This is a genomic window from Pseudomonas sp. RW3S2, from assembly GCF_014268955.1.
GTDB classification, from domain to species: Bacteria; Pseudomonadota; Gammaproteobacteria; order Pseudomonadales; family Pseudomonadaceae; genus Aquipseudomonas; species Aquipseudomonas wayambapalatensis.
Genome location: NZ_JABWRM010000013.1, coordinates 153659 through 180259, shown reverse-complemented (window position 1 = coordinate 180259; position 26601 = coordinate 153659). Strand labels below are relative to the sequence as shown.

General features: G+C 64.5%; 27 protein-coding genes. 13 read left to right on the top strand and 14 right to left on the bottom strand.

Annotated features, from left to right (window positions below; genetic code table 11):
- Nucleotides 1–140: 140 nt before the first annotated feature.
- Nucleotides 141–1982, bottom strand: coding sequence for a dihydroxy-acid dehydratase (ilvD, locus tag HU748_RS19100; RefSeq protein ID WP_054891146.1), 1842 nt, complete (start codon nt 1980–1982; stop codon nt 141–143).
- A 453-nt stretch (nt 1983–2435) separates the two neighbouring features.
- On the opposite strand from ilvD, the gene HU748_RS19095 reads away from it, so the two are divergent.
- Nucleotides 2436–2600 (top strand): hypothetical protein, encoded by a 165-nt coding sequence (locus HU748_RS19095; protein WP_186711555.1) that lies wholly within the window; start codon nt 2436–2438, stop codon nt 2598–2600.
- 20 nt (nt 2601–2620) lie between these two features.
- On the opposite strand, the gene HU748_RS19090 is transcribed toward HU748_RS19095, so the two are convergent.
- Complete coding sequence (locus HU748_RS19090; RefSeq protein ID WP_186665558.1) at nt 2621–3817, bottom strand: class I SAM-dependent rRNA methyltransferase; 1197 nt, start codon at nt 3815–3817, stop codon at nt 2621–2623.
- Between the two features lie 231 nt (nt 3818–4048).
- Between HU748_RS19090 and HU748_RS19085 the strand changes: the two genes are divergently transcribed.
- Nucleotides 4049–4867 (top strand): HDOD domain-containing protein, encoded by an 819-nt coding sequence (locus HU748_RS19085; protein WP_186711562.1) that lies wholly within the window; start codon nt 4049–4051, stop codon nt 4865–4867.
- A gap of 3 nt (nt 4868–4870) precedes the next feature.
- Nucleotides 4871–5683 (top strand): bifunctional DNA-formamidopyrimidine glycosylase/DNA-(apurinic or apyrimidinic site) lyase, encoded by an 813-nt coding sequence (gene mutM, locus HU748_RS19080; protein ID WP_063541651.1) that lies wholly within the window; start codon nt 4871–4873, stop codon nt 5681–5683.
- A gap of 45 nt (nt 5684–5728) precedes the next feature.
- Here mutM and ggt read toward each other — a convergent pair whose 3' ends face one another.
- From ggt to HU748_RS19060, 4 genes are all read right to left on the bottom strand, one after another.
- The gene (ggt, locus tag HU748_RS19075; protein WP_186711557.1) at nt 5729–7411 is read right to left on the bottom strand and encodes a gamma-glutamyltransferase; all 1683 of its coding nucleotides are present in this window, start codon (nt 7409–7411) and stop codon (nt 5729–5731) included.
- A complete protein-coding gene (locus tag HU748_RS19070) occupies nt 7411–7662 on the bottom strand; it encodes a YfhL family 4Fe-4S dicluster ferredoxin (protein WP_011531711.1) in 252 nt (83 codons plus the stop codon). Before HU748_RS19070 ends, ggt begins: the two co-directional genes overlap by 1 nt.
- A 155-nt stretch (nt 7663–7817) precedes the next feature.
- Nucleotides 7818–8297 (bottom strand): pantetheine-phosphate adenylyltransferase, encoded by a 480-nt coding sequence (coaD, locus tag HU748_RS19065; RefSeq protein WP_063541647.1) that lies wholly within the window; start codon nt 8295–8297, stop codon nt 7818–7820.
- Nucleotides 8298–8426: 129 nt separating this feature from the next.
- Nucleotides 8427–9857, bottom strand: coding sequence for a coniferyl aldehyde dehydrogenase (locus HU748_RS19060; protein ID WP_186721502.1), 1431 nt, complete (start codon nt 9855–9857; stop codon nt 8427–8429).
- A 139-nt stretch (nt 9858–9996) separates the two neighbouring features.
- On the opposite strand from HU748_RS19060, the gene HU748_RS19055 reads away from it, so the two are divergent.
- Nucleotides 9997–10662, top strand: a complete 666-nt coding sequence (locus tag HU748_RS19055; protein ID WP_186666097.1) for a TetR/AcrR family transcriptional regulator — start codon at nt 9997–9999, stop codon at nt 10660–10662.
- A 34-nt stretch (nt 10663–10696) separates the two neighbouring features.
- Nucleotides 10697–11551 (top strand): sulfurtransferase, encoded by an 855-nt coding sequence (locus tag HU748_RS19050; RefSeq protein WP_186721500.1) that lies wholly within the window; start codon nt 10697–10699, stop codon nt 11549–11551.
- A 12-nt stretch (nt 11552–11563) separates the two neighbouring features.
- Here the strand turns inward: HU748_RS19050 and HU748_RS19045 are convergent, their stop codons facing one another.
- The 6 genes from HU748_RS19045 to HU748_RS19020 form a co-directional block, all read right to left on the bottom strand.
- Nucleotides 11564–12556 (bottom strand): hydrolase, encoded by a 993-nt coding sequence (locus HU748_RS19045; protein ID WP_186665565.1) that lies wholly within the window; start codon nt 12554–12556, stop codon nt 11564–11566.
- Between the two features lie 58 nt (nt 12557–12614).
- Nucleotides 12615–13952, bottom strand: coding sequence for a pitrilysin family protein (locus HU748_RS19040; RefSeq protein ID WP_186711560.1), 1338 nt, complete (start codon nt 13950–13952; stop codon nt 12615–12617).
- Entirely contained in the window at nt 13945–15249 is a 1305-nt protein-coding gene (locus HU748_RS19035) for a pitrilysin family protein (RefSeq protein WP_186721498.1), read from the bottom strand. Before HU748_RS19035 ends, HU748_RS19040 begins: the two co-directional genes overlap by 8 nt.
- Before the next feature lie 77 nt (nt 15250–15326).
- On the bottom strand, nt 15327–15920 hold the full coding sequence (rsmD, locus tag HU748_RS19030; RefSeq protein WP_186665570.1) for a 16S rRNA (guanine(966)-N(2))-methyltransferase RsmD: 594 nt from the start codon (nt 15918–15920) through the stop codon (nt 15327–15329).
- Nucleotides 15920–17419, bottom strand: a complete 1500-nt coding sequence (locus HU748_RS19025; RefSeq protein ID WP_186721496.1) for a pitrilysin family protein — start codon at nt 17417–17419, stop codon at nt 15920–15922. The genes rsmD and HU748_RS19025 overlap by 1 nt, the downstream gene beginning before the upstream one ends.
- Entirely contained in the window at nt 17412–18767 is a 1356-nt protein-coding gene (locus HU748_RS19020) for a pitrilysin family protein (RefSeq protein WP_186721494.1), read from the bottom strand. The genes HU748_RS19025 and HU748_RS19020 overlap by 8 nt, the downstream gene beginning before the upstream one ends.
- 230 nt (nt 18768–18997) lie before the next feature.
- On the opposite strand from HU748_RS19020, the gene ftsY reads away from it, so the two are divergent.
- The 4 genes from ftsY (at nt 18998) to rpoH (ending at nt 23103) form a co-directional block, all read left to right on the top strand.
- Complete coding sequence (gene ftsY / locus HU748_RS19015) at nt 18998–20449, top strand: signal recognition particle-docking protein FtsY (protein ID WP_186721492.1); 1452 nt, start codon at nt 18998–19000, stop codon at nt 20447–20449.
- Nucleotides 20446–21117, top strand: coding sequence for a cell division ATP-binding protein FtsE (gene ftsE / locus HU748_RS19010; RefSeq protein ID WP_186665578.1), 672 nt, complete (start codon nt 20446–20448; stop codon nt 21115–21117). The genes ftsY and ftsE overlap by 4 nt, the downstream gene beginning before the upstream one ends.
- Nucleotides 21114–22139, top strand: coding sequence for a permease-like cell division protein FtsX (ftsX, locus tag HU748_RS19005; protein WP_186721490.1), 1026 nt, complete (start codon nt 21114–21116; stop codon nt 22137–22139). The genes ftsE and ftsX overlap by 4 nt, the downstream gene beginning before the upstream one ends.
- Nucleotides 22140–22248: 109 nt before the next feature.
- The gene (gene rpoH, locus HU748_RS19000; RefSeq protein WP_186665582.1) at nt 22249–23103 is read left to right on the top strand and encodes an RNA polymerase sigma factor RpoH; all 855 of its coding nucleotides are present in this window, start codon (nt 22249–22251) and stop codon (nt 23101–23103) included.
- Nucleotides 23104–23182: 79 nt separating this feature from the next.
- Here rpoH and mtgA read toward each other — a convergent pair whose 3' ends face one another.
- Nucleotides 23183–23893 carry a monofunctional biosynthetic peptidoglycan transglycosylase gene (gene mtgA, locus HU748_RS18995; RefSeq protein ID WP_186665584.1) on the bottom strand — a complete coding sequence of 237 codons (711 nt, stop codon included), beginning with the start codon at nt 23891–23893 and terminating at the stop codon, nt 23183–23185.
- Nucleotides 23894–23957: 64 nt separating this feature from the next.
- Here mtgA and HU748_RS18990 point away from each other — a divergent pair, with 64 nt between their 5' ends.
- From HU748_RS18990 to trmB, 4 genes are all read left to right on the top strand, one after another.
- A complete protein-coding gene (locus HU748_RS18990; RefSeq protein ID WP_054891165.1) occupies nt 23958–24329 on the top strand; it encodes a DUF423 domain-containing protein in 372 nt (123 codons plus the stop codon).
- A gap of 102 nt (nt 24330–24431) precedes the next feature.
- Nucleotides 24432–24632: a sulfur carrier protein ThiS gene (gene thiS, locus HU748_RS18985; RefSeq protein WP_186721488.1), complete on the top strand. Its 201-nt coding sequence runs from the start codon at nt 24432–24434 to the stop codon at nt 24630–24632.
- Between the two features lie 53 nt (nt 24633–24685).
- A complete protein-coding gene (locus HU748_RS18980; RefSeq protein WP_186665585.1) occupies nt 24686–25498 on the top strand; it encodes a thiazole synthase in 813 nt (270 codons plus the stop codon).
- Between the two features lie 9 nt (nt 25499–25507).
- A complete protein-coding gene (trmB, locus tag HU748_RS18975) occupies nt 25508–26230 on the top strand; it encodes a tRNA (guanosine(46)-N7)-methyltransferase TrmB (protein ID WP_186665587.1) in 723 nt (240 codons plus the stop codon).
- 42 nt (nt 26231–26272) lie between these two features.
- Here trmB and HU748_RS18970 read toward each other — a convergent pair whose 3' ends face one another.
- Entirely contained in the window at nt 26273–26599 is a 327-nt protein-coding gene (locus HU748_RS18970) for a DUF3392 family protein (RefSeq protein WP_054891168.1), read from the bottom strand.
- Nucleotides 26600–26601 lie beyond the last annotated feature (2 nt).

The following is a 26601-nucleotide window of genomic DNA, read 5'->3' as shown; positions in this document are numbered from 1 at the left end:
CGCTCCTACAGGGTGACCACCCCTCCTGTGGGAGTGGCGGTTCGGCGCCCCGACTTGCCCGCGAAAGGGCCGACACTTTCCCACAGGCATAAAAAAACCGGCGCTCAAGGCGCCGGTTCTTCTTTCACACCCTCAAAGCCTCACAGCCCGTCGAGCATCGCCTTGTTACGCACAGCGCCCTTGTCGGCGCTGGTCGCCAGCAGGGCGTAGGCCTTCAGTGCAGTGGTGACCTTGCGTGGACGCACTTCGGCAGGTTTCCAGCCCTTCTTGTCCTGTTCGACACGGCGTGCGGCCAACTCTTCGTCGCTGACCAGCAGGTTGATCGAGCGGTTCGGAATGTCGATCAGCACTTTGTCACCGTCCTTGACCAGGCCGATGGCGCCGCCCGAGGCCGCTTCCGGCGAAGCGTGGCCGATCGACAGGCCCGAGGTGCCGCCGGAGAAGCGGCCGTCGGTGAGCAGGGCGCAGGCCTTGCCCAGGCCCTTGGACTTCAGGTACGAGGTCGGGTAGAGCATCTCTTGCATGCCCGGACCGCCTTTCGGGCCTTCGTAGCGGATGATCACGATGTCGCCGGCCTTCACTTCGTCGGCGAGAATGCCGCGCACGGCGCTGTCCTGGCTTTCGAAGATCTTCGCGGTGCCTTCGAACACATGGATCGACTCGTCGACGCCCGCGGTCTTGACCACGCAGCCGTCCAGGGCGATGTTGCCGTAGAGCACGGCCAGGCCACCTTCCTGCGAGTAGGCGTGTTCGAAGCTGCGGATGCAGCCGTTCTCGCGGTCGTCGTCGAGGGTTTCCCAGCGGGTCGACTGGCTGAACGCGGTCTGGGTCGGGATACCGGCCGGGCCTGCCTTGAAGAAGGTGTGCACGGCTTCGTCATCGGTCTGGGTGATGTCCCACTTGGCGATGGCCTCTTCCATGCTGCGGCTGTGCACGGTCGGAAGGTCCGTGTGCAGCAGGCCGCCACGGGCCAGCGAGCCGAGGATGCTGAAGATGCCGCCGGCGCGGTGGACGTCTTCCATGTGGTACTTCTGGATGTTCGGCGCCACCTTGCACAGCTGTGGCACCTTGCGCGACAGGCGATCGATGTCGCGCAGGTCGAAGTCGACCTCCGCTTCCTGGGCGGCAGCCAGAAGGTGCAGGATGGTGTTGGTCGAACCGCCCATGGCGATGTCGAGCATCATGGCGTTCTCGAACGCCTTGAAGTTGGCGATGTTGCGCGGCAGTACCGACTCGTCGTTCTCGCCGTAGTAGCGCTTGCACAGCTCGACGATGGTGCGTCCGGCGGTAAGGAACAGCTGCTCGCGGTCGGCGTGGGTGGCCAGGGTGGAGCCGTTGCCCGGCAGGGCGAGCCCCAGGGCTTCGGTCAGGCAGTTCATCGAGTTGGCGGTGAACATGCCGGAGCACGAACCGCAGGTCGGGCAGGCGCTGCGCTCGTACTCGGCGACCTTTTCGTCACTGGCGGTCGAGTCGGCGGCGATGACCATGGCGTCGACCAGGTCCAGGCCGTGGCTGGCCAGCTTGGTCTTGCCGGCTTCCATCGGGCCGCCGGAGACGAAGATCACTGGGATGTTCAGGCGCAGGGCAGCCATCAGCATGCCGGGGGTGATCTTGTCGCAGTTAGAGATGCAGACGATGGCGTCGGCGCAGTGGGCGTTGACCATGTACTCGACGGCGTCGGCGATGATCTCGCGGCTCGGCAGCGAGTACAGCATGCCGTCGTGGCCCATGGCGATGCCGTCGTCGACGGCGATGGTGTTGAATTCCTTGGCCACGCCACCGGCGCGCTCGATCTCGCGGGCGACCAGCTGGCCCAGGTCCTTCAGGTGCACGTGGCCCGGGACGAACTGGGTGAACGAGTTGGCGATGGCGATGATCGGTTTCTTGAAGTCTTCGTCCTTCATCCCGGTGGCGCGCCACAGTGCGCGGGCACCCGCCATGTTGCGGCCCTGGGTGGAAGTCTTGGAACGATAATCAGGCATGAAGCACTCCTGGCGGCTTAATCAGGTCTCTGGAAAGGGGAGTGAGCTTCTCTTGTCCTTTGCGCCGAAGGCCGGTTGCCGCTGGCACGGATGGGGCCGAAGACAGCGCGGGATCGCCGCGTGCTTGGCCAGAGCTCATAAACCCGCCTGGGGATGTCTGGCGATGAATAGGCCGATTCTACACCGCTGGCGCGACGAGGGAATGACGATGTGTCTGGACGGTGCTTTTCGTCATTTGGACAGGGTGATGCAGGACATCTCCCAAATGCCCTCCTGGCGGTATTTTCCTGGTCTCGCTGCAGCTACCATCGCGCGCCGCATGGTGCTGGATATCTGAGCAGGGTTTTTGCCAAGGCAGCGCTGCAGTCATGGTCGGTCGATAGTTATCTAGTGCCCGGCTGTCCGCCGGGTCGTTAGCCTGACGTCTTCTTGCGCTCGCAAAGGACTTGAGTCATGCGCCTGTTTCACTCCCTGGCGCGGGACGATATCGAGGATCTCAACGGCCCGCAGCCAACGGTCAGGACCGTGGGCATCATCATGGCCGACTTCCCGGGGGAGTCGCTGATCGCCAACATCATCGCCAACAATCACCACACATTGCATGACCTGGGGCTGTAGGCCAGCCCCAGGCAGGTGGGTCAGCTATTGGGCAGCAACCGGCAGGTGATGCTCTTGATGTAGCGGGTTTCGGCGATTGCCGGGTGCACTGGGTGGTCCGGACCCTGGCCGCCGCGCTCGAGCAGTTGCAGGTTGCGGTCCAGGTGGCGGGCACTGGTCAGCAGGATGTTGTTCAGGTCATCTTCGGGCAGGTGCATGGAGCACGAAGCGCTGACCAGGATGCCGTCCTTGTTGAGCATGCGCATGGCCTGCTCGTTGAGGCGGCGGTAGGCAGCCTCGCCGTTCTTCAGGTCCTTCTTGCGCTTGATGAAGGCGGGTGGGTCGGCAATGATCACGTCGAAGCGTTCTTCGGCGGCCTTGAGTTCGCGCAGGGCCTCGAACACGTCGCCTTCGATGCAGGTGAGCTTTTCGGCAATGCCGTTGAGCGCGGCATTGCGCTCGACGCCATCCAGGGCAAAGCCCGAGGCATCGACGCAGAACACTTCGCTGGCGCCGAAGGCCCCGGCCTGTACGCCCCAGCCACCGATGTAGCTGAACAGGTCGAGCACGCGCTTGCCCTTGACGTAGGGCGCCAGGCGCGCCCGGTTCATGCGGTGGTCGTAGAACCAGCCAGTCTTCTGGCCTTCACGTACCGGCGCTTCGAACTTCACGCCGTTCTCTTCCAGCGCGACCCAGTCTGGCACTTCGCCATAAACAGTCTCGACATAGCGGCCCAGGCCCTCGGCGTCGCGCGCGGCGGAGTCGTTCTTGAACAGGATGCCGCTGGGCTTGAGCACCTGTACCAGGGCAGCGATCACCTCATCCTTGTGAGCTTCCATGGTGGCCGAGGCCAGTTGCACCACGAGAATGTCGAAGAAGCGGTCGACCACCAGGCCCGGCAGCAGGTCGGAGTCGCCGTAGACCAGGCGGTAGCAGGGTTTGTCGAACAGGCGCTCACGCAGCGACAGGGCGACGTTCAGGCGGTGCACCAGCAGCGACTTGTCCAGCGGCAGCTTGGCATCGCGCGACAGCAGGCGGGCACAGATCAGGTTGTTCGGGCTCACCGCCACCACGCCCAGCGGCTTGCCGTTGGCCGCCTCGAGGATCGCCTGCTGCCCGGCCTTCAGGCCTTGCAGCGGAGTCGCGGCGACATCGACTTCATTGCTGTAGACCCACAGGTGGCCGGCGCGCAGGCGGCGGTCGGCATTGGCTTTGAGGCGAAGGCTGGGCAGGGACATGACGTCGCTCCGGAAAAAAGAGCGGGAGTATACCGCGTTGGCCTGGGGTTCGCTGGTGGGCTGGATGAAGTGTCGGCCTCATCGCGGCTAAAGTTAACCGCCCAGGGAACGATCCAGTGGTTGGTGCCCTGCAGGAGTACAGGGTTAGAATCTCTCGTCATTTCCGAGTGTGTACCCATGTCCCAGGAACTTTCCGCCGAACAGATCCAGCAAGCCTTGCAAGGCATCACCATTCCGCCGCAGCCGCAGATCATGGTGGACCTGCAGTTCGAGCAGTACATGCCCGATCCGGACCTGGAGACGATCGCCAAGCTGATAGCGCAGGATCCTGGTCTGGCCGGTGCACTGCTCAAGCTGGTGAACTCCCCGCATTTCGCGTTGGCCAACAAGATTGGCTCGATCCAGCGCGCCGTAAACCTGTTGGGCAGCCGCTCGATCATCAACCTGATCAACGCGCAGTCGATCAAGGGCGAGATGAGCGACGAAACCATCGTCACCCTCAACCGCTTCTGGGACACCGCCCAGGACGTCGCGATGACCTGCCTGACCCTGGCCAAGCGCACCGGCATCCAGGCGGTGGACGAGGCCTACACCCTTGGCCTGTTCCATGATTGCGGCGTGCCGCTGATGCTCAAGCGCTTCCCGACCTACATGGAAGTGCTGGAGGACGCCTACGCCAAGGCCGACGAACAAACGCGGGTGGTGGACACCGAGAACCGCGCGTTCAACACCAACCATTCGGTGGTGGGCTACTTCACCGCCAAGTCGTGGCGCCTGCCAGAGCACATCAGCGCGGCCATCGCCAACCACCACAACGCCCTGGCGGTATTCCGCGACGAGTCTTCACGCAACACCCAGACCCAGCTGAAGAACCTGCTGGCGGTGCTGAAAATGGCCGAACACATCTGTGCGTCGTACCGCGTGCTGGGCAACCAGAGCGTCGACCACGAGTGGAACGTCGTCGGGCCGCTGGTGCTGGACTACATCGGGCTGTCGGAGTACGACTTCGAGAGCCTCAAGCAGAACATCCGTGAAATGAGTGGCCACTGATCCATGCCTGAGTTGCCAGAAGTCGAGACCACCCGGCGCGGGATCGCGCCTTACCTGGAAGGCCAGCGAGTCAGCCGCGTGGTGGTGCGTGACCGGCGCCTGCGCTGGCCGATCCCCGAGGATCTGGATGTGCGCCTGTCGGGGCAGCGCATCGTCAGCGTCGAGCGGCGGGCCAAGTACCTGCTGATCAACGCCGAGGTGGGCACCTTGATCAGCCATCTGGGGATGTCTGGCAACCTGCGGTTGGTCGAGCTCGGGCTGCCGGCGGCCAAGCATGAACATGTGGACATCGAGCTGGAGTCGGGGCTGATGCTGCGCTACACCGACCCGCGTCGGTTCGGTGCCATGCTCTGGAGCCAGGACCCGCTGGGTCACGAGCTGCTGGTGCGCCTGGGGCCGGAGCCATTGACCGACCTGTTCGACGGCGAGCGGTTGTTCCAGCTGTCACGCGGGCGGTCGATGGCGGTCAAGCCGTTCATCATGGACAACGCCGTGGTGGTGGGGGTGGGCAACATCTACGCCACCGAGGCGCTGTTCGCCGCGGGCATCGATCCACGCCGCGAGGCGGGCGGGATCAGCCGGGCGCGTTATCTGAAGCTGGCGATCGAGATCAAGCGCGTGCTGGCGGCGGCCATCGAGCGTGGTGGCACCACGTTGCGCGATTTCATCGGTGGCGATGGGCAGCCGGGGTATTTCCAGCAGGAACTGTTCGTGTATGGGCGTGGCGGTGAGGCCTGCAAGGTGTGCGGGACCGAGCTGCGGGACGTGAAGCTGGGGCAGCGCGCTAGCGTGTTCTGCCCGCGCTGTCAGCGCTGAGATTCGTTCGGCGAACAGCCATTCAGCGCGCCGCAGCTTTGCGGGTCACTCCAGCACTGCGGCCTCACCGACCCCGCGCGGATCGCTGGCCGCCTCGAGCGTCCCGGCGCGTTTGTCCCAGTACAGCACCTGCTGGTTCCCATAGCTGCGCTGCACATCCTTGAGCTCATAGCCGCGTGCACGCAGCGCGGCTTTCTGCCTCTCATCGAAGGTGCCGGGCTCGTGCTCGATCACATCTGGCAAGTACTGATGGTGATAGCGGGGGATCGCCGGCCATTCGTTCACCGGCCGCCCTTCGAGAAAGCCGAGCATCGACAGCAGCACCATGCTCGGGATTCGGCTGCCGCCGGGCGTGCCGAAGCTGGCGAACTGTGACGGACTTTCGATGAAGCTCGGGCTCATGCTCGACAGTGGGCGCTTGCCCGCGGCCACCGCATTGGCCTGGCTGCCGGCCAGGCCGTAGCTGTTGCTGCCTGTGGGGTCGGCGGCGAAATCGTCCATCTCGTTGTTCAGCACCACGCCGCTGCCGGGTACGGTAAAGGCTGCACCGAAGGGCAGGTTGACCGACAGCGTGGCCGACACGGCATTGCCTGTGGCATCGATCACGCTGAAGTGAGTGGTGTGGTCGCCCTCGCGCCAGGCGGGCGCGGGCGGCAGGGCGCTGCTGGGCGTGGCATCGTGCACGTCGATGCTGTCGGCAAGTCCGGTCAGATAGTGGCGTGCCAGCAGGCGGTTGATCGGGTTGGTGACGTAGTCCGGGTCGCCGAGCAGGCCGCGATCGCGGTAGGCGCGGCGCAGGACTTCTACCACATAGTGACTGCGTTGCACGGGTTCTGCGCTCTGCCAAGGCAGGCGCTGGAGCATCGCCAGGCTCTGCGCCAAGGCCACGCCGCCGGCAGACGGCGGTGGGCTGCTGATCAGTTCGCGCTGGTCTGCCAGGGGATAGCGCAGTGGCTGGCGCCAGACCGTGCGGTAGTTGGCGAGATCGTCGAGGGTCCAGACACCGCCAGCGCGGCGCACACCCTCGACAAGCTGGCGGCCAACCGTCCCACGGTAGAAACCGTCGCGCCCCTGATCGGCCATTGCTTGCAGGGTGGCGGCCAGTTCCGGCTGGCGGATCACGCTGCCCAGGGCGGGGACCTGGTTCTCGCGCAGGAACAGCCGAGCGCTTTCCGGGTCGTCACGCAGCGCGTTCAGGCGCATGGTCGCGCGATCGCGGTAGATGCGGTCTACGGCAAAGCCTTGGTTGGCGAGGCGGATGGCTGGCGCGAGGCTGTCCCTGAGCGGCAGTTTGCCGTGGGTCGCCGCGAGATCTGCCAGCGCCTGGGGCAGACCTGGGATGGCCGCCGCCAGCGCACCGTTGATCGAAAGCCCCTGCCGGACCTTGCCGTCTTCCAGGTACATGCCTGGGGTGGCGGCACCCGGCGCGCGCTCGCGGGCATCCAGGAAGCGGTAGTGCGCAGTATCGGACTGCTCGCGCAGCAGGAAGAAACCGCCGCCGCCCAACCCCGAGCCATAGGGCTCGACCACCGCCAGCGTGGCGCTGATGGCGATGGCGGCATCGAACGCGTTGCCGCCCTGCTCCAGAACCTCTCGTGCCGCTGCAGTGGCATCGGCGTGGGGGCTGGCAATGGCGGCGCGCCCGGGCCCGTCCGCCAGGGCGGCGGTGGCCAGCAGCGCCAGTGCGGCGCCGAGCAATGCGCGGCCAATCGCGGCGACGAACGGCATCAGGCCTTGCCGGTGATCCGGCGGTACTTGGCCATCAGCTCGTCTTCGGTTTCCGGATGGGCTTCATCCAGCGGGATGCAGTCAACCGGGCAAACCTGCTGGCACTGGGGTTCGTCATAGTGGCCCACGCACTGGGTGCAGAGGTTCGGGTCGATCACGTAGATCTCTTCGCCTTGCGAGATGGCGGCGTTCGGGCACTCGGGTTCGCAGACGTCGCAGTTGATGCAATCGTCGGTGATGATCAGGGACATTGGGACTCCGGCCGGGGCTCGGCGCCCGGGCATGTATCAAAGCAATGGGCACAATTGTGCCGCATTAACGCCCGCAGTGCACGCGGGCGCGAGGCTTTGTCGCGCAAGTGCCGGTTGGCGACGTGGCGTACAAAGCCGAACTCAGGCCGCTGCGATCACTTCTTGAAGCGTACGGTCAACGCCTCGGCCACCGCCGGGTGGACGAACTTGGTGATATCCCCGCCCAGCGCCGCAATCTCGCGGACCAGCGTCGAGGAAATGAACGAGTAGCGCTCCGACGGCGTGAGAAACAGGCTCTCGACGTCCGGCGCCAGTTGGCGATTCATGTTCGCCAGCTGGAACTCGTACTCGAAGTCGGACACCGCACGCAGGCCCCGCAGGAACACGTTGGCGCCCTGTTCCTTGGCGAAGTGCGCCAGCAGGGAGGAGAAGCCGATGACTTCGACATTGGGCAGGTGCTTGGTGACCTCGCGGGCCAGCTCGACCCGTTGTTCCAGCGGGAACAGGGGGTTTTTCTTGGGGCTGGCCGCCACGGCGATGATCACGTGATCGAACAGCCGCGAGGCGCGCTCGACCAGATCGCCATGGCCTTTGGTAATGGGGTCGAAAGTGCCCGGGTACAACACTCGGTTCATCGCGTCATCCTGGCTGGAGTGCGTTGGGGAGTCGGATGGTAGCGCAGCGACTGCTGCCCGGCCAAGTCATGCGACCGGATGATGGCACTATAGACAGTACGGCCATTGGCTGTCATGCGCCCTTTGCGCTCAGCGGATGAACAGCTTGTATACGAGGCGCTGCAGGGCTTTTCCGTAAGGCGGGTAGATCAGCCGGGCGGCGTTGATACGCTGTTTGGCCAGTACCGCCTTGGCTTTGCTGAAGGTCTGGAAACCTTCGCGACCATGGTAATGACCCATGCCAGAGGGGCCGATGCCGCCGAAGGGCAAGTCGTCCTGGGCGACATGCAGCAGGGTGTCGTTCAGGCACACCCCGCCGGAGTGTGTGTGCTGCAGCACCTGCGCCTGCTGACTGCGGTCGTAACCGAAGTAGTACAGCGCCAGCGGGCGTGGGCGCTGATTGATGTAGGCCAGGGCCTCATCCAGCGCGTCATAGGCGACCAGCGGTAACAATGGGCCGAAGATTTCGTCCTGCATCACCTGCATGTCGTCGTTCACATCCAGCAGCAGATGAGGTGGCAGCCTGCGGCCCTGGCGCGGCTCGTCGGAGTACAGGTCGAGTACCTGGGCGCCTTTGTCGCGGGCGTCGGCGAGCAGGCGCTCGAGGCGCTGCAACTGGCGCGGGTTGATGATCGCGCTGTAGTCGGGGTTGTCTGCGATGCGTGGGAAAAGGCGCTGCACCGCCCGTCGATAGGCCTGCGCGAAGTCGTCCAGGCGCTGACGCGGGACCAGCACGTAATCGGGTGCCACGCAGGTCTGCCCGGCATTGAGGGTCTTGCCGAAGGCAATGCGCTCGGCGGCACTGGCCAGTGGCACGTCGTGGGAGACGATGGCGGGCGACTTGCCGCCCAGCTCGAGCGTGACCGGCGTGAGGTTGTGCGCGGCGGCCAGCATGACCTGGCGGCCGATGCTGGTGGCGCCGGTAAACAGCAGGTGATCGAAGGGCAGGCGGGCAAAGGCCTGGCCGACCTCGACCTCGCCCAGCACCACACTCACCAGGTCGCCAGGGAAAACATGCTCGAGCAACTGCTTGAGGGCATGGCCGGTACGTGGTGTGGCCTCGCTGAGCTTGAGCATCACCCGGTTGCCCGCCGCCAGGGCACCGGTCAGCGGGCCGATAGCCAGAAACAGCGGGTAGTTCCACGGCACGATGATGCCCACCACCCCCAGTGGTTGCGCCAGCACTCGCGCGCTGGCCGGCTGGAAGGCCAGGCCGACGCGGCGCCGGGCAGGTTTCATCCAGCGCCGCACATGACGCTCGGCATGGCGCAGGCCCTGCACGGATGGCAGCAGCTCGGCCAGCAGGGTTTCATCGGCACTGCGCCCGCCGAAGTCGGCATCGACGGCTTCGATCAGCGCCTGCTGGTTTGCAACCAGGGCCTCACGCAGGCTTTTCAGCCACTGGATACGCTGCGCGGCGGGCGGCATGGGGTTGCCTGCGAAGGCCTGGCGTTGCTCGGCGAACAACTGCTCAAGAACAAGGTCGGATGGCTCAAGAGGCATGGCTGTGGACGAACGCATGGCAGCTCCGCGCAGAGGGGCGAGTTCTCGAGCTTATACTCTAATCGGCGTCGATCTGTGAATGTCCGCGGGGTGCACCGCCCGTGGAATAAACCGTAAGATGGCTCGTCATACGAAGCCCGCAGACCTGGATACCCGCATGGCCCCGCGCATGAAGACCCGTGAGCGCATCGTGCAAAGCAGCCTCGAACTGTTCAACCAGCAAGGCGAGCGCAGCGTCAGCACCAATCACATTGCCGCGTTCATGGAAATCTCTCCCGGCAACCTGTACTACCACTTCCCCAACAAGCAGGCGATCATCGCGTTGCTGTTCAGCCAGTACGAAGAGCTGGTGGACAGCTTCCTGCGCCCGCCGCAAGGCCGGGCGGCCACCGTCGAGGACAAGCGCTTCTACCTCAAGGCATTGCTCGCGGCGATGTGGAACTATCGCTTTCTGCACCGCGACCTCGAGCACCTGCTGGAGAGCGACCCGGAGCTGGCCGCACGTTACCGGCGCTTCTCCCAGCGTTGCCTGCAGCAGGGTCAGGCGATCTATCGTGGCTTCGTCGAAGCGGGCATCCTGAACATGCTGCCGACCCAGATCGAGTCGCTGACCATCAATGCCTGGATCGTGCTCACCTCCTGGGTGCGTTTTCTCAGCACCACCCGCGAGCATTCCGCGCACCTGGGTGAAGAAGCCTTCAAGCGCGGCGTCTATCAGGTGCTGGTTTTGGAGCTGGGATTCGTCACCGCCAGCTCCCGCGCCGCCGTGGATGCGCTGTGCAGCGAATTTCACGTTCCGTTCAACCAGGCCCTGGAACATTGATCCGGGCCTTTCGAGCCATCGATAGGAGATTGTCATGCCCCTTGCGCAACTGATCACCCCGCAGCAGCTGGACGAGCGTCTGGACTCGCCGGGGCTGGTGATCCTCGACTGTCGCTTCGCCCTGGAGGATGTGGACTACGGCCAGCGCAGCTATGCCGAGGGGCATATCGCCGGTGCGCATTTCGCGGACCTGGAGCGCGACCTGAGCGGGCCTGTGGTCAAGGGGCAGACCGGCCGTCACCCACTGCCTGAGCCTAGCCTTCTGGTCGAGCGCCTGCGCAAGTGGGGCCTGGACAATGACAGCCAGGTGGTGCTGTACGACGACGGCCCTGGTGCCTTCGCAGCCCGCGCCTGGTGGCTGCTGGCCTGGCTGGGCAAGCGCGATGCGGTGTTCATCCTCGACGGCGGCCTCAAGGCCTGGCATGCCGCGCACCTGCCGTTGAGCCTGGACCCGCCAGTGCACCACGAGGGCAACTTCGAGGGTAAGGCCGATGCGAAGCCGCTGATCGATGCCGAGCACCTGGCCAAGCGCCTGGGCAGCGCCGATCTGACCTTGATCGACGCCCGCGCCTTGCCGCGTTTTCGCGGTGAAGTCGAGCCGATCGACCCTGTTGCCGGGCACATTCCCGGCGCGCAGTGCGCGGCGTTCACCGACAACCTCGGTGCGGACGGGCGTTTCCTGCCGGTCGAGCAGCTCAAGCAGCGCTTCGCCGAGAAGCTGGCGGGGCGTGCGCCGGAACAGTTGGTCGCATATTGCGGTTCTGGCGTCACGGCGTGCCACAACCTGTTTGCCCTGGCACTGGCGGGATACCCGCTGGGACGCCTGTACGCAGGATCCTGGAGCGAATGGATCAACGATCCCAAGCATGGTGTCGCTACCGGCGACTGAGGCGACCCAGCGTCAGCGTCCTTCCAGCAACCACTGCGGAATCCGGCGTTCGAGGTAATACCCCGGATTACGCAGGCTGCCGTCGACAAAGCCGACGTGCCCGCCACGGCGGTGCAATTCGAAATGAGTCTGCGGTGCCAGCTCCTGCGCCACCGGCAGGCTGTGGCCGAACACGAACGGATCGTCCTGTGCGTGGATGATCAGCGTCGGTGTGCGGTTTTCCCCCAGGTAATAGCGACTCGATGCGCGGCGGTAGTAGTCGTGGGCATCGCTGAAACCGTTGAGCGGCGCGGTCACCCGGCCATCGAAATCCCAGAAGGTCCTCAGGTTGCGTAGCGGCCCCAGGCGCTCCAGCGCGGCCAGCCCTTCGCTGTGGCCACGGGCCTGGAAGTGCCGCTGCTTGTTCTGCACGTAGGCCAGCATCTCGCGCATGAAGTGCGCCTGGTAGACCTTGCTGAAACCCATGCCAATGCGGTCGGCGCATTGATCCAGGCGAAATGGCACAGACACGGCCACCGCCGCTTCGAGCTGGCTGGCCGAGCCACTTTCGCCCAGGTACTTCAACAGCACGTTGCCGCCCAGCGAGTAGCCCACGGCATACAGCGGCGCCAATGGTCGTTGCGCGCGCAGATGGCGGATGGTTTCGGCCAGGTCTTCGCTGGCGCCGGAGTGATAACTGCGGGCAAGCAGGTTGGGCTCGCCGGAGCAGCCTCGCCAGTTCAGCGCGACGCTGGCCCAGCCACGCGCCTGCAGCGCTTGCTGCAGGCCTTTTACGTAAGGGGAGTCGGAGGAACCGGTCAGGCCGTGCAGGATCAGCACCAGCGGCGTGTCTGCCTGATGCGGGCCGTGCCAGTCCATGTCGAGGAAGTCGCCGTCGGCCAGCCACAGGCGTTCGCGGCTGCGCTCAAGCCTTGGGGGCTTGCGCCAGAGCGGCCCCCACAGGGTCTGCAGGTGCGGATTGGACAGCCCGACGGCGGGGCGAAAGGTGAAGGCGTGGCTGGACATGCTGGAACTCGTGATGTGCCTGCCTAGAATGCCATGAAACCCCGCCGTCATGCCTGTGCTATTGGTCGCTGGGCGAGGGTGCGAGTGGTTGCTGGTCGGCAGGCCCGCCCACAGTGATCAGTATCTTGCGGTCCAGGTCGAATCGACGTCGGATCACCTCGTGGACGACTGCAGGTGTTTGTTCGCGCAACCGATCGGTGTAGGTGTCGAGGTAGTCGTCTGGCAGGTCGTGACTGGCAAGGTAGGCCAAGCGCTCGGCAAGCTGGCCATTCGTGGCGACCTCCTTGAGGCATTTACCTGCGAGTCTCTGTTGCGCCAGTTGCAGTTCTTCCAGCGTTGGCCCTTCCTGAGCAAAGGCCAGCAACAGGGCGTCCACCCGCTCGACACTGGTCTGGAGATGCTGCGGTTTGACGTCCCATCTGATCGATAACCTGCCAGCGGTGCTGGATGCTGTGAAGTCCGAGTCGATGTGGTAGGTCAGTTCCAGGCGTTGCCGGAGCTCTTGCATGAGGCGGGAGCTGAAGCCGCCACCTAACACTTCGTTGGCCAACTGCAGCGGGAGATGTTCGGCCTCGGTGGGCGGCACGTTCATGGGCAGTGTCAACTGAGCGAGGATGTTGGGTACGCTCCAGGGCAGGTGCCGTGTTGCCGCCACTGACGAGGGAACCGGTGGCAGGTGTGCGGCCGTCCACCCCTGGGGCAATGCCGAGCTGATGTCCTGCGCCAGGGCGACGGCCGCCTCCCGGGATAGATCGCCGACAATCGCGATGTCCAGGTTACTCGCGCAATACGCCTTGCGATGGAATGCCTTCAGGTCATCGACGGTCAATGCGTCGACGTGCTCAGGGGTGCTCAAGACGCTTTCATAGGGGTGGCCTTGGTAGAGGTGGTGATACAGCTCGATTACTGGTTGCCAGTGTTGCGATTTTCGCCACGCCCCGTCCTGAGCGTTGACTCGGGTCTTAATTGTTTTGAGTGCGTCGGCCGGGAAGTCGGGGTGGGCGAGCATGGAGGCGAGCAGTGTCACGGCGGGGGTGAGAATTTCAGGTGCACTTAGTGTGCGCAGGGAGAACGTCGCGTGATCGAGGCGTATATCCTTGCTGACGATGGCCCCCAGTTCCTGCATCCGCCTGTCCCGTTCGGCCGCCTCCAGACCGTCGCTGCCTTTGTCGAGCATGTGCAAGGTCACGGCCGCGAGGCCATGGTGGTCCTGGTCGGCCGAGGTGCCTGCCTTGAAGCGTAGTTTGATATCCACTATCGGCAGCCCCCGCGTTTCCACGAACATCACGCGTGTGCCGTTATCGTTCCGCCATGATTGCACCGAGGTGCTGATCTGCTCGAATGCATTGAGGTTCAGGCCTTGTGCGCTAGTGAGTCCTGTCGGGATGTCATTCATCATTCGTCTCCTCGAGCATGAAGGTGGCCATCAGCCGGTCCTCGGTCAGATAAAGGCTTGCCACCTGGCGAACCTGTTCTACGGTCACGGCTTCGAGCGTTTGTCGCTCCTGCTCCAAAAGGTGCGGGTCCAGGCCACAGACGGCGTAGCGGCGGATGGTCTCTGCCTGGTTGGCGATGTCATCGCGGGCAAAGACCTTGTTCGACATGAATTGCACCTTGGCGCGATTGAGGTCCCTTTCAGTGAAGGGGGTGCGATGGAGCGTGGCGATTTCCTGCATGATCCTGTCGAGCGCCTGGGCAGGCGTGCCTATGGACGTGTTGGTATGGGCCCGAATTTCCAGGAGGCTGTCTGCGCGTTTGAATGCGTCATAGTCCACTGACAAGTTGAGCAAGATGAGTTCGTCGCTCAACAGTCGCTGGCGCAGGAAGGCGCTAGCACCTTTGCCCAGCAATTTCGGCAGCAACTGCAGTGCGCAAGCCTCCTCGTTGGAGGGCGCTGTGGCCAGGCTGGGGACGCCGAAGCTCATCAGCAATCCCTCTGTCAGCCCCTTGAGACGCAGTGTCTGCGCGCGCCGCCCAGGTGCTGCGGTTCTTTCCAGCGGCTTGAGCGGCGGAAGTTCGGCAGCCTCGAAGGCGCCAAAATGGCGCTCGACCAGCTCGCGCAAGCGAGGCATGTCCGTGGCCCCGACGACCGCGAGCGTGGCGTTGTTCGGGTGATACCAATGCCGGTGCCAGTCGCGTGCGGTGTCGATTGTCAGCGCGTCCAGGTCTTCTGGGCGCCCGATGACGGGAGTGGCATATGCTCCGTTGCCATAACAAAATGTTTTGTGTGCCTCAAGGGCACGGCCCAGGGCTGTCCCCTCTACATGGCTGCGCCGCTCTGCCTTGACGATCTCCAGGACCTTGGTGAAGGCCGACGCTTCCAGCGTCGGGCGGAACGTGATGTCGGCCAGGGCCTCCAGGGCGATTTCAAGGCGACTGGCCGGCAGGGTCAACGGAAAATAGGTGTTGTCGCTGTCGGTGAAGGCATTTGGCGAAGCGCCCAGTCGGTTCATGAAGGAAATGTACTCGCCCTGGGCCAGTTTGCTGCTGCCATCGAATACCAAGTGTTCCAAGGCATGGGAAAGCCCCGAATTGCCGGCTGGCTCATGGCTGGCACCGACGTGTAAGGACAGTTGTACGCTGACCAGAGGTGCGCGGTGATCTTCTTGAAGGTAGATGCGCAGGCCATTGGCCAGGGTGGCGTGCTGCAGGTGTGAGGCGCGAGCGGCGGTGCTCGGAAGGGCTAGAGGCATGGGCTGCTCCTGATTGAGTTGGCAGGAGCAGCCTCGATGATCGGTGAGGTGGGGAGGCGGTAATTAATTAACCGGTGTTACCCCCGCTGCCACAGTGCGTAATGCACCTGTCCGGTCTTCTTTTCCCGGTGCAGGCGCCAGTTGCCGGGCATCGGCAGGTTGGACGGCGCTGTTTCGCTCTCGGTATAGACCCAAGCCTGTTCGTGCAGCCACTGATGCTCCTCCAGCAGGTTGCAGACGTTGGCCAGCAGGTCCTTGTGGAAGGGCGGGTCGAGGAATACCACATCGAACTGCTGCTTGGCCGGGCCGCCGAGATAACGCAGGGCGTCAATCTGCAGGATCTGCCCACGGGGGCAGCGCAGCAGCTCGAGGTTGTGCTTGAGGTTGGCGATGGCTGCAGGGTTGCTGTCCAGTGCCACGGCATCTTCGGCACCGCGCGAAAGGGCTTCGAGCACCAGGGCTCCGCTGCCGGTGAAGGCGTCCAGCACGCGGGCGCCTTCGATGTAGGGGGCCAGCCAGTTGAACAGGGTTTCACGCACGCGATCGGGTGTCGGGCGCAGGCCTTCCCCATCGGGCACCGCCAGGCGACGGCTGCGCCATTCGCCGGCGATGATGCGCAGGTGGCCAGCCCCCTTGCTTTGGGGCTGGGCGGGGTTGGACGGTCTTGCCATCAGTGCTCCGGTACGCCGAGCGGCTGCTCGGACGGTTTGTCTGTGGGCGGTGGCAGCGGCTTTTGCGGCACGCTCGGGCCTGCGGTGACGATCACCAGCTTGTCCACCGCCAGGTGCTTGTTCATCGCCGTCTTGACCTGCTCGACGGTCAGCGCCTGGGATTGTTGCATGAAGTCTTCGAGCCAGGTCAGCGGCAGGTTGTAGAAGCCGATGGCGCCCAGTTGGCCAACGATGCTCGCGTTGCTGGCATTCGAGAGCGGGAAGCTGCCGGCCAGCTCACGTTTGGCATCGTCGAGCTCTTGCTGGGTCGGGCCGTTCTTCAGGTAGTCGGCGAGGATGTCCTGGACCAGCTTGAGCGTACCTTCGCTGAGTTCGGCGCGGGTCTGCAGGTTGATCATGAACGGGCCGCGTACCTGCATCGGGCTGAATACCGAGTACACACCGTAGGTGAGGCCGCGTTTTTCCCGCACCTCGCTCATCAGGCGGGTGCCGAAAGAGCCGCCACCCAGGATCTGGTTGCCCAGCGACAGCGCCGGCCAGTCAGCGTCCTGGCGAGTGATGCCCAGTTCGGCGAGCATCAGGTGGGTCTGCTTGGACGGGAAATCGATATGAGTCGCGCCCGGCTTGGGCTGCGACGGTTCGCCAGGGCTGGCCAGTGCCGGGCCCTTGGGCAGGGTGGCGGAGAGCTGCGCGGCGATGGTTTCGGCTTCACTGCGGCTGAGGTCGCCGACCAGGGCGATCACGGCATTGCCGGCAGCGTAGGCCTTCGCGTGAAAGTCGCGCAGTTGTACCTGGGTGATACCCGGGATGCTTTCGGCGGTGCCGTCGCTGGGGTGAGCGTAGGGATGGCTGCCGTAGAGGTTGGCGAACAGCGCCTTGCCGGCCAGCTTGCCGGGGTTCTGCTTCTCGTACTCGAAACCGGCCAGCAACTGGTTCTTGATGCGCTTGAGGGCGTCTTCAGGGAAGGTTGGCTTGCCGACCACGTCGGCGAACAGCTTCAGCGCCGGGTCGCGTTTGTCCGGGGCGCTCAGGCTGCGCAGCGTGGCCACGGCCATGTCGCGATACGAGCCGTTGCCAAAGTCGGCACCGAGCCCCTCGAAGCCTTGGGCGATCGCGGTGACGTCCTTGCCGGCCACACCCTCGTTGAGCATGGCGTTGGTCAGGGCGGCCAGACCGTAGACGCTGCCGTCCTGGCTGCTGCCGGCGGCGAAGGTCACGCGCAGATCGAACATCGGCAGCTCTCGGGCTTCGACGAACAGGACCCGCGTGCCTTCGGCTGTGGTCCAGTTCTGGATGTTCAGTTGGCGCCGGCTGGGGGATTTGCCGTCGAGTTCGGCCAACGACTGCAGGGTATTGGCCGGGCGTGCGGCGTTGCTGTCGGGCTGACCGGCGGCATTGTCCGGTTGCGCCGGGCGGGCCAGCAGCAGGGCCAGCGCCACGATCGCAGCCAGGATGCCGAGGCCGAACAGGGTATAGCGGGGGGCGCGGCGATCACTCATGAGCGGACTCCTCGGGCAGAACGTGGGCAACGCTCAGGCGTTCGCGGGTGAAATAGGTGCGTGCGGCGTCCTGGATGTCCTGCGGCGTGACGCGCTTGAGGTCGTCCAGCTCGCTGTCGATCAGCTTCCACGAAAGGCCCACGGTTTCCAGCTGACCGATGGTGGTGGCCTGGCTGCTGATCGAGTCGCGGTCGTAGACCAGGCCGGCGATGACCTGGGCGCGCACGCGCTCCAGCTCCTCGGCGGTGGGTGGCGTGTTCTTGAGCTCGTCCAGCAACTGCCAGACGCCTTTCTCGACGTCGGCGAGGGTTTTCTGCTTCTGTACGTTCGGGGTGGCCGAGATCAGGAACAGGCTGTCACCCCGGGTGAAGGCGTTGTAGCTGCTCGAGGCACCGGCCACCAGCTCCTGGCCGCGCTCGAGGCGTGCCGGCATGCGCGCACTGTAGCCGCCGTCGAGCAGCGCCGAGATCAGGCGCAGGGCCTGGGCGCTGCGTGGGTCCTTGGCGGTGGCCAGGCCCGGGACGTTGAAGCCGTAGATCAGGCTCGGCAGTTGGGTGCGCACGTGCAGGGTGAGCTGGCGCTGGCCGGGCTCGGCCAGTTCCAGTGGCAGTTTGGCGGGAGGAATGGCGCGTTTGGGGATGGCGGCAAAGTATTTGTTCGCCAGGCCCTTGACCTCATCGACGGTGACATCGCCCACCACCACCAGCGTGGCGTTGTTCGGTGCATACCACGATTCGTACCAGTGGCGCAGTTCCTCGACCTTCATCCGCTCGAGGTCGGCCATCCAGCCGATGGTCGGGGTGTGGTAGCCGCTGGCGGGGTAGGCCATGGCGAGGAACAGCTCGAAGGCCTTGGCGTTGGGCTGGTCGTCGGTGCGCAGGCGGCGCTCTTCCTTGATGACCTCGATTTCGCGGCTGAACTCGTCGGCCGGCAGGCGCAGACTGGCCAGACGGTCGGCCTCGAGCTCCAGGGCCACCGGCAGGCGGTCGCGGGCCAGCACCTGGTAATAAGCGGTGTAGTCATCGCTGGTGAAGGCGTTCTCTTCGGCACCGAGATCGCGCAGGATGCGTGAGGCCTCGCCCGGACCGACCTTGGCGCTGCCCTTGAACATCATGTGCTCGAGGGCGTGGGAGAGGCCGGTCTGGCCGGGTGTCTCGTAGCTGGAGCCGACCTTGTACCAGATCTGCGATACCACCACTGGCGCGCGATGGTCTTCGCGCACCACGACCTTCAGGCCGTTGTCGAGGATGAATTCGTGGGTCGGTTGCGTATCGGCGGCCAGGGCCGCAAGCGGCAGGCAGAGCGTGCCGAGCAACAGGCCAGCGGCGCGGCGGGCTAGAGCATTCATACGATGGTTAACCTGTACGACGGCCCGCGGGGTTTAGCGTAGGCGGGCCAGGAGGTGCTAGGATACTGATCCGGTTGCCTGGCGACCATGCCTGTCGCCGTTCTGGCCCACAGGACACTACGACAAAACGTTGCGCATGAACCAGCCGGCTTCAAGAGAGTCTGTTCTGCGTATAGAGAATTCCCGATGCCCAATGATGGTGCATCGCCACCCTGAGATAGCCGTCTTCCATGTTTGGTTCCAACGACGACAAGAAAGCGCCGGCCGAGGCCGGTGAAAAGAAAGGCCTGTTCGGCTGGTTTCGCAAGAAGCCGCAGCAACCTGTCGCCGAACAGCCGCAAGCCCCCGAGCAGCCCGTTAACGAGCCGGTAGCGCCATCCACGCCCGTCGAGCAGGCCGTTGTCGCTGCGCTCGAGCCGGTTGTCGCCGATGCGCCGGTTGTGCCAGATGAAGTGCCAGCACCGGCAGAGGCTCCCCAGGCCACGCCTGCGCAGCCTGTCGAGGTCGAAACCCCTCCACCAGTCAGCAATCTGGTATTGCCTGTCGCCGAGGAACCCGTGGCGCTGGTCCCTGACCTGGAACCGAGCGAACCGCCAGCCATTCCCGAGCGCCCTGTCGCGATCCCTGAACCTGTGGCGGCGGTTGTCATCGAGCCTGAGCCAGTAGTTGTCACGCCTGCGCCTGCACCGGTGGCGCCCGAGCCTGCCCTGGCCGAGCCAGAAGCCGCCGTTGCCGCCACCGAGCAGTCCAAGCCCGGCTTCTTCGCCCGCCTCAAGCAGGGCCTGTCCAAGACCAGCGCCAGCATTGGCGAAGGCATGGCCAGCCTGTTCCTGGGCAAGAAAGTCATCGACGACGACCTGCTCGACGAGATCGAAACTCGCCTGCTCACTGCCGACGTGGGCGTCGAGGCCACTTCGCTGATCGTCCAGAACCTCACGCAGAAAGTCGCCCGCAAGCAGTTGGCAGACGCCGATGCGCTGTACAAGTCGCTGCAGGAAGAGCTGGCCGCGCTGCTGCGCCCGGTCGAGCAGCCTCTGAAGATCGAAGCCCAGAGCAAGCCCTATGTGATCCTTGTCGTCGGCGTGAACGGCGCGGGCAAGACCACCACCATCGGCAAGCTGGCCAAGAAGCTGCAGCTCGAAGGCAAGAAGGTCATGCTCGCTGCCGGTGACACCTTCCGTGCGGCTGCGGTGGAGCAGTTGCAGGTCTGGGGCGAGCGCAACCAGATCCCGGTGATCGCCCAGCACACCGGCGCCGACTCGGCCTCGGTGATCTTCGATGCCGTACAGGCCGCCAAGGCCCGTGGCGCCGACGTGCTGATCGCCGACACCGCCGGGCGTCTGCACACCAAGGATAACCTGATGGAGGAGCTGAAAAAGGTCCGTCGGGTCATCGGCAAGCTGGATGCCGACGCGCCGCATGAGGTCCTGCTGGTGCTGGACGCAGGGACCGGACAAAACGCCATCAGCCAGGCCAAGTACTTCAACCAGAGCGTCGAGCTGACCGGCCTGGCCCTGACCAAGCTGGACGGCACCGCCAAGGGCGGTGTGATCTTCGCCCTGGCCAAGCAGTTCAGCCTGCCGATCCGCTTCATCGGGGTCGGTGAGGGTATCGACGATCTGCGCACCTTCGAGGCCGAACCCTTCGTCAAAGCCCTGTTTGCCGAGCGTGAGCACCCATGATCCGATTCGAGCAGGTCGCCAAGCGCTACCCCAATGGCCATGTCGGCCTGCATGAGCTGAGCTTCCGGGCACGCCGGGGCGAATTCCTGTTCGTCACCGGCCACTCCGGCGCGGGCAAGAGCACCTTGCTGCGCCTGCTGCTGGCGATGGAGCGTCCGACCAGCGGCAAGCTGCTGCTGGCCGGCCAGGACCTGGGCCAGATCAGCAATGCGCAGATCCCGTTCCTGCGCCGCCAGATTGGCGTGGTGTTCCAGAACCACCAGTTGCTGTTCGACCGCACCGTGTTCAACAACATCGCGTTGCCGCTGCAGATCCTCGGCCTGTCCAAGGTGGAGATCGCCAAGCGCGTGGATTCGGCGCTGGAGCGCGTGTCGCTGTCGGACAAGGGCGAGCTGTTCCCTGCTGATCTGTCGACCGGGCAGCAGCAACGTGTGGGCATCGCCCGCGCCATCGTTCACCAGCCGGCGCTGCTGCTGGCGGACGAACCCACCGGTAACCTCGACCCGCGGCTGGCCGCAGAGATCATGGGCGTGTTCGAAGACATCAACCGCCTGGGCACCACGGTGCTGATCGCCAGTCACGACCTGGCGCTGATCGCGCGCATGCGTCACCGCATGCTGACGCTTCAGCGCGGACGACTGATCGGCGATGGGGAGGCCGGACAATGAGCACTACGCGTACGCCAAAGGTCTCCGAGCGTGTTGCGCCCAAGGCCGCAGACACGAAACCGGAAAAACAGCGCGGCGGCCACGACGACGATGGCCCGGATTTCCGCACTCTGTTGAACGCCTGGCTGGAAAGCCATCGCGCCAGCCTTGCCGACAGCCTTCGCCGCCTGGGCAAGCAGCCGATCGGCAGCTTCTTCACCTGCCTGGTGATGGCTGTGGCGCTGAGCATGCCCATGGGCCTGTCGCTGCTGCTGAAGAATGTCGAGAAGCTCGGCGGCTCATGGCAGCGCGCGGCGCAGATTTCGCTCTACCTCAAGCTTGACGCGGGCAGCAAGGAGGGTGAAGCGCTGCGCGATGAGATCAAGGGCATGCCCGGCGTGGCCGAGGCGACCTATGTCAGCCGCGAGCAGGCGCTGCAGGAGTTCCAGCAGCAATCCGGCCTGGGCGAGGCCTTGCGCGAGTTGCCGGACAACCCGCTGCCCGGTGTGGTGGTGGTGACGCCGACCGAAGTCGACAAGCCGGCGCTCGAAGCCTTGCGCCAGCGCCTGTCTGAGTTGCCGCGGGTCGAAGTGGCGCAGTTGGATCTGGTTTGGGTCGAGCGCCTGGCGGCGATTCTCAAGTTGGGTGACCGTTTTGTGTTCGGCCTGGCGGTCATGCTGATTTCCGCACTGCTTTTGGTAATTGGTAACACAATTCGCCTGCACATCGAGAACCGCCGTGTCGAGATCGAAGTGATCAAGCTGGTCGGCGGCACCGACAGCTACGTACGCCGCCCCTTCCTCTACATGGGAGCCTTGTATGGCCTGGGTGCGGGCGTGCTGGCCTGGGGTATCCTGGCGTTTGGCCTGAACTGGCTGAACGACGCGGTTGTCGGGCTTTCCGGGCTGTACAACAGTGACTTCGCCCTGGGTGGGGTGCCAGGCTCCGATGGTCTGTCACTCTTGATTGGTGCAGTACTCTTGGGGTATATCGGTGCTTGGATTGCGGTCGCTCGCCACTTGAACGAGCTTGCACCGCGATAATGCTTTCTTGCCAGCATTGACTTTTTTCATCCAGGAACTTGTTTCGTGGTTCCGGGTCAATGATGGCAGTGCCCACAAGGCACGAGTCCAGTGAGTCGGAGGTACTTGAATGACCACTTCGTTGCAACCTGCCTATGCCCTGGTGCCCGGTGCAAACCTGGAAGCCTACGTGCACACGGTCAACAGCATTCCGCTGCTGACGGTCGAGCAGGAGCGTGAACTGGCCGAGCGTCTCTATTATGAGCAGGATCTTGAGGCCGCTCGGCAAATGGTGATGGCCCACCTGCGTTTCGTCGTACATATCGCCCGTAGCTACGCCGGCTACGGTCTGGCCCAGGCCGACCTGATCCAGGAAGGCAACGTCGGCCTGATGAAGGCGGTCAAGCGCTTCAACCCCGAGATGGGTGTGCGCCTGGTATCCTTCGCCGTGCACTGGATCAAGGCCGAGATCCACGAGTTCATCCTGCGCAACTGGCGCATCGTCAAGGTCGCCACCACCAAGGCGCAGCGCAAGCTGTTCTTCAACCTGCGCAGCCAGAAAAAGCGTCTGGCCTGGCTGAACAATGACGAAGTGCACCGTGTCGCCGAAAGCCTGGGCGTCGAGCCTCGGGAAGTGCGCGAGATGGAAAGCCGCCTGAGCGGTCAGGACATGGCCTTCGACCCGGCAGCCGATGCCGACGACGACAGCGCCTTCCAGTCGCCTGCGCACTATCTTGAAGATCACCGCTACGATCCGGCCATGCAGCTGGAGGATGCCGATTGGAGCGATAACTCCAACAGCAACCTGCATGAGGCGCTCAGTGGCCTGGACGAGCGCAGCCGCGACATTCTCTATCAGCGCTGGCTGGCCGAGGAAAAGGCCACGCTGCACGAGCTGGCAGAGAAGTACAGTGTGTCGGCCGAGCGGATTCGTCAGCTCGAGAAGAACGCGATGAGCAAGGTCAAGGCACTGATCACGGTCTGATCGGCGCCCTGACTGAAAAGCCGCCTGTCCCTCGCGGGGCAGGCGGCTTTTTTGTGGGGCACGCGGGGCTTCAGGAGCATCAAGGCTTGCGCGCGCTCTCCAGTTGCATCAGGTAGCTGGTGCCCCCGAGCTGGCTCATCTGCCGTCGAATCCACCCCGCCCGGCTGGCGACATAGGTACTCGGGCGGCTGGCGCTCCACTTGAGCGGGCTGGGCAGCACTGCCGCAAGCTGGCTGGCCTGCTGGCGCGTGAGGCGGCTGGCGTCGACGCCGAAGTGATAGCGCGCCGCTGCCTGGGCGCCGAATACGCCCGGGCCCCATTCGGCGCTGTTTAGATAGACCTCGAGGATTCGCTCTTTCGACCAGAACAGCTCCATCAGGCCGGTGAACCAGGCTTCCAGACCTTTGCGAAACCAGCTGCGCCCGGACCACAGGAACAGGTTCTTCGCCACTTGCTGGGAGAGTGTGCTGGCGCCGCGGATACTGCCGCCGCGCTCGTTATGGGCCAGCGCGGCCTGGATCGCGGGGATGTCGAACCCCCAGTGGCTGGCGAAACGCTGGTCCTCGCCCGCGATGACGGCTACCTTGAGGTCATCGGAGATCTCATCCCAGGGCGTCCAGTCGCGCTGCAGGTCGATCGGCTCACCACTGAACCAGGACTGCACCTTGCGTTCGACCATCAGTGCGGTGCCCGGTGGCGGCACCCAGCGCAGCACCAGCACCAGCACGATGCTGCCGGCGGCGAACCAGAGCAGGGCGCGGGCGAGACGGCGGATCAGGGATGACAGCATGTCGATAGCTTGGCCGGACCGATGGAACGGGCCATTATACAGACCCCTCTCGAGGAGTCGTCCCATGCTTCGCAGCTTCCTGATGCTCGCCGCGTTCTTTGGCTTTACGGGTGTGGCCCTGGGTGCCTTTGCCGCACACGGCCTGAAGAACCGTCTTACCGCCGATTACCTGGCGATCTTCCACACCGGCGTTACGTATCAACTGGTCCATGCCCTGGCGATCCTGGCGGTCGCGCTGCTTTCGGTGCACTTGCCGGGCCGTCTGGTCGGCTGGGCGGGTGGGCTGTTCGCGGTCGGTATCCTGCTGTTTTCCGGCAGCCTTTACGTATTGACCCTCACTGGGCTGGGCAAGCTTGGCATCATCACCCCCATCGGCGGCCTTTGCTTCCTCGCCGGCTGGCTGTGCCTGGGGCTGGCAGCCTGGCGCCTGGGCTGACCACGCGGTCGAGAATCGCGACTAATGGCGCGCGTCGCCCTTGGGTTGCAAGGCTGATCGGGGCTAGAATGCGGGCCCCAATGAACGATGGTGGCCGTGCGCATGCGCATTCAACTGAACGGTGAACCTTACGAACTGCCTGCGGGCGAGAGCGTCGCGGCCCTGTTGGACCGGCTGGAGCTGGTCGGGCGTCGTGTGGCGGTGGAACTGAACCTGGACATCGTGCCGCGCAGCCAGCACGAAAGCACCCTGTTGAACGAGGGTGACCAGGTCGAAGTGGTCCACGCCATCGGCGGCGGTTGAGCGCGCCCCGGCTAGTCACCCGTAAGCCCCGTAACCTTTGCAGAGGAACATCGATGAGCAACGTTCGCAGCGACAAGCCTTTCGTCCTGGCCGGGCGCACTTTCCAGTCGCGCCTGCTGGTGGGTACCGGCAAATACCGTGACATGGAAGAAACCCGCCTGGCCACCGAGGCCTCGGGTGCCGAGATCGTCACCGTAGCCGTGCGCCGCACCAACCTCGGCCAGAATGCGGGCGAGCCGAACCTGCTCGACGTGTTGTCGCCCGACAAGTACACCATCCTGCCGAACACCGCAGGCTGCTTCGATGCCGTTGAAGCGGTGCGTACCTGCCGCCTGGCCCGTGAGCTGCTCGAAGGGCACAAGTCCCACGAGAGCCGTACCCTGGTGAAGCTGGAAGTGCTGGCCGACCAGAAAACCCTGTTCCCCAACGTCATCGAAACCCTCAAGGCCGCCGAAGTGCTGGTCAAGGAAGGTTTCGACGTGATGGTCTACACCAGCGATGATCCGATCATCGCCCGTCAGCTGGCCGAAGCCGGCTGCATCGCGGTGATGCCATTGGCTGGCCTGATCGGCACCGGTCTCGGGATCTGCAACCCGTACAACCTGCAGATCATCCTCGAAGAATCGAAAGTACCGGTGCTGGTCGATGCCGGCGTGGGTACCGCCTCCGACGCCACCATCGCCATGGAAATGGGCTGCGAAGCGGTGCTGATGAACTCGGCAATCGCCCACGCGCAGCAACCGGTGCTGATGGCCGAGGCCATGAAGCACGCGATCCTTGCCGGCCGCATGGCGTACCTCGCCGGGCGCATGCCTAAGAAACTCTATGCCAGCGCGTCCTCGCCGCTGGAAGGTCTGATCAAGTAAGAGCCCCCGATGACTGAATCGCAAGAAACGCCGATCACTGCCGACGGCGAAGAGCGCCCGCACCGCCGCATCAAGAGCTTCGTGATGCGCGCAGGCCGCATGACCGAAGGCCAGCAACGCGGCCTGGACCAGGGCGGCCCCCTGTTCATCCTGCCGTTGGCCGAGAGCCCGGTAGACTACGACCAGGTGTTCGGGCGCTCGGCGCCGCGCACCCTGGAGATCGGCTTCGGCATGGGCCACTCGCTGCTGGAGATGGCCGCTGCTTCGCCTGAGCTGGACTTCATCGGCGTGGAAGTGCACCGCCCAGGTGTTGGTGCGCTGCTCAACGGCGTGCTGACCCAAGGGCTGAAGAACCTGCGGGTGTACGACTGCGATGCCATCGAGGTGCTCAACCGCTGTGTCGCCGACAACAGCCTCGACCGCCTGATGCTGTTCTTCCCCGATCCTTGGCACAAGGCGCGACACCACAAGCGCCGCATCGTCCAGCCCGAGTTCGCCGAGCTGGTACGGCGCAAGCTCAAGGTGGGCGGCGTGTTCCATATGGCCACCGACTGGGAACCCTATGCCGAGCACATGCTGGAGGTGATGAAGGTCGCGCCGGGCTATCGCAACCAGGCGGCGGATGGTGCTTACGTGCCACGCCCCGAGGAGCGTCCGATCACCAAGTTCGAGCGCCGCGGCGAGCGGCTCGGGCACGGGGTCTGGGACCTCAAGTTCGAGAAGCTGGACTGAAAAAAACGCCCTGGAAAGGGCGTTTTTTCATTTTGCGGCCTGTTACCCGCGGCGGTCGGCTACCACCCCGATGAGTACCAGCACCACCAGCAGCACTGGCGCCAACGCATAGTTGTTGAATTGCGCCAGCGCCTTCACCACCCAGGGCGTGGCATAGATCAGCGCCGCACCGCTGCCGATCATCACCAGCAGCGCCATGAACGGCACGCGCAGGGCACCGGCGAGGCCGCCCAGGCGCTGGTCGACCCAGCCCTTGAGGTCGGTGCCGAACAACACCAGCAAGCACCCTACGAGTGCCAGGGAAATCTCCGAGAGGTTGCTGCGGCTCCAGCGGGAAACGGTCGAGAGCAGGTCAAGTACCAGGTCCATGG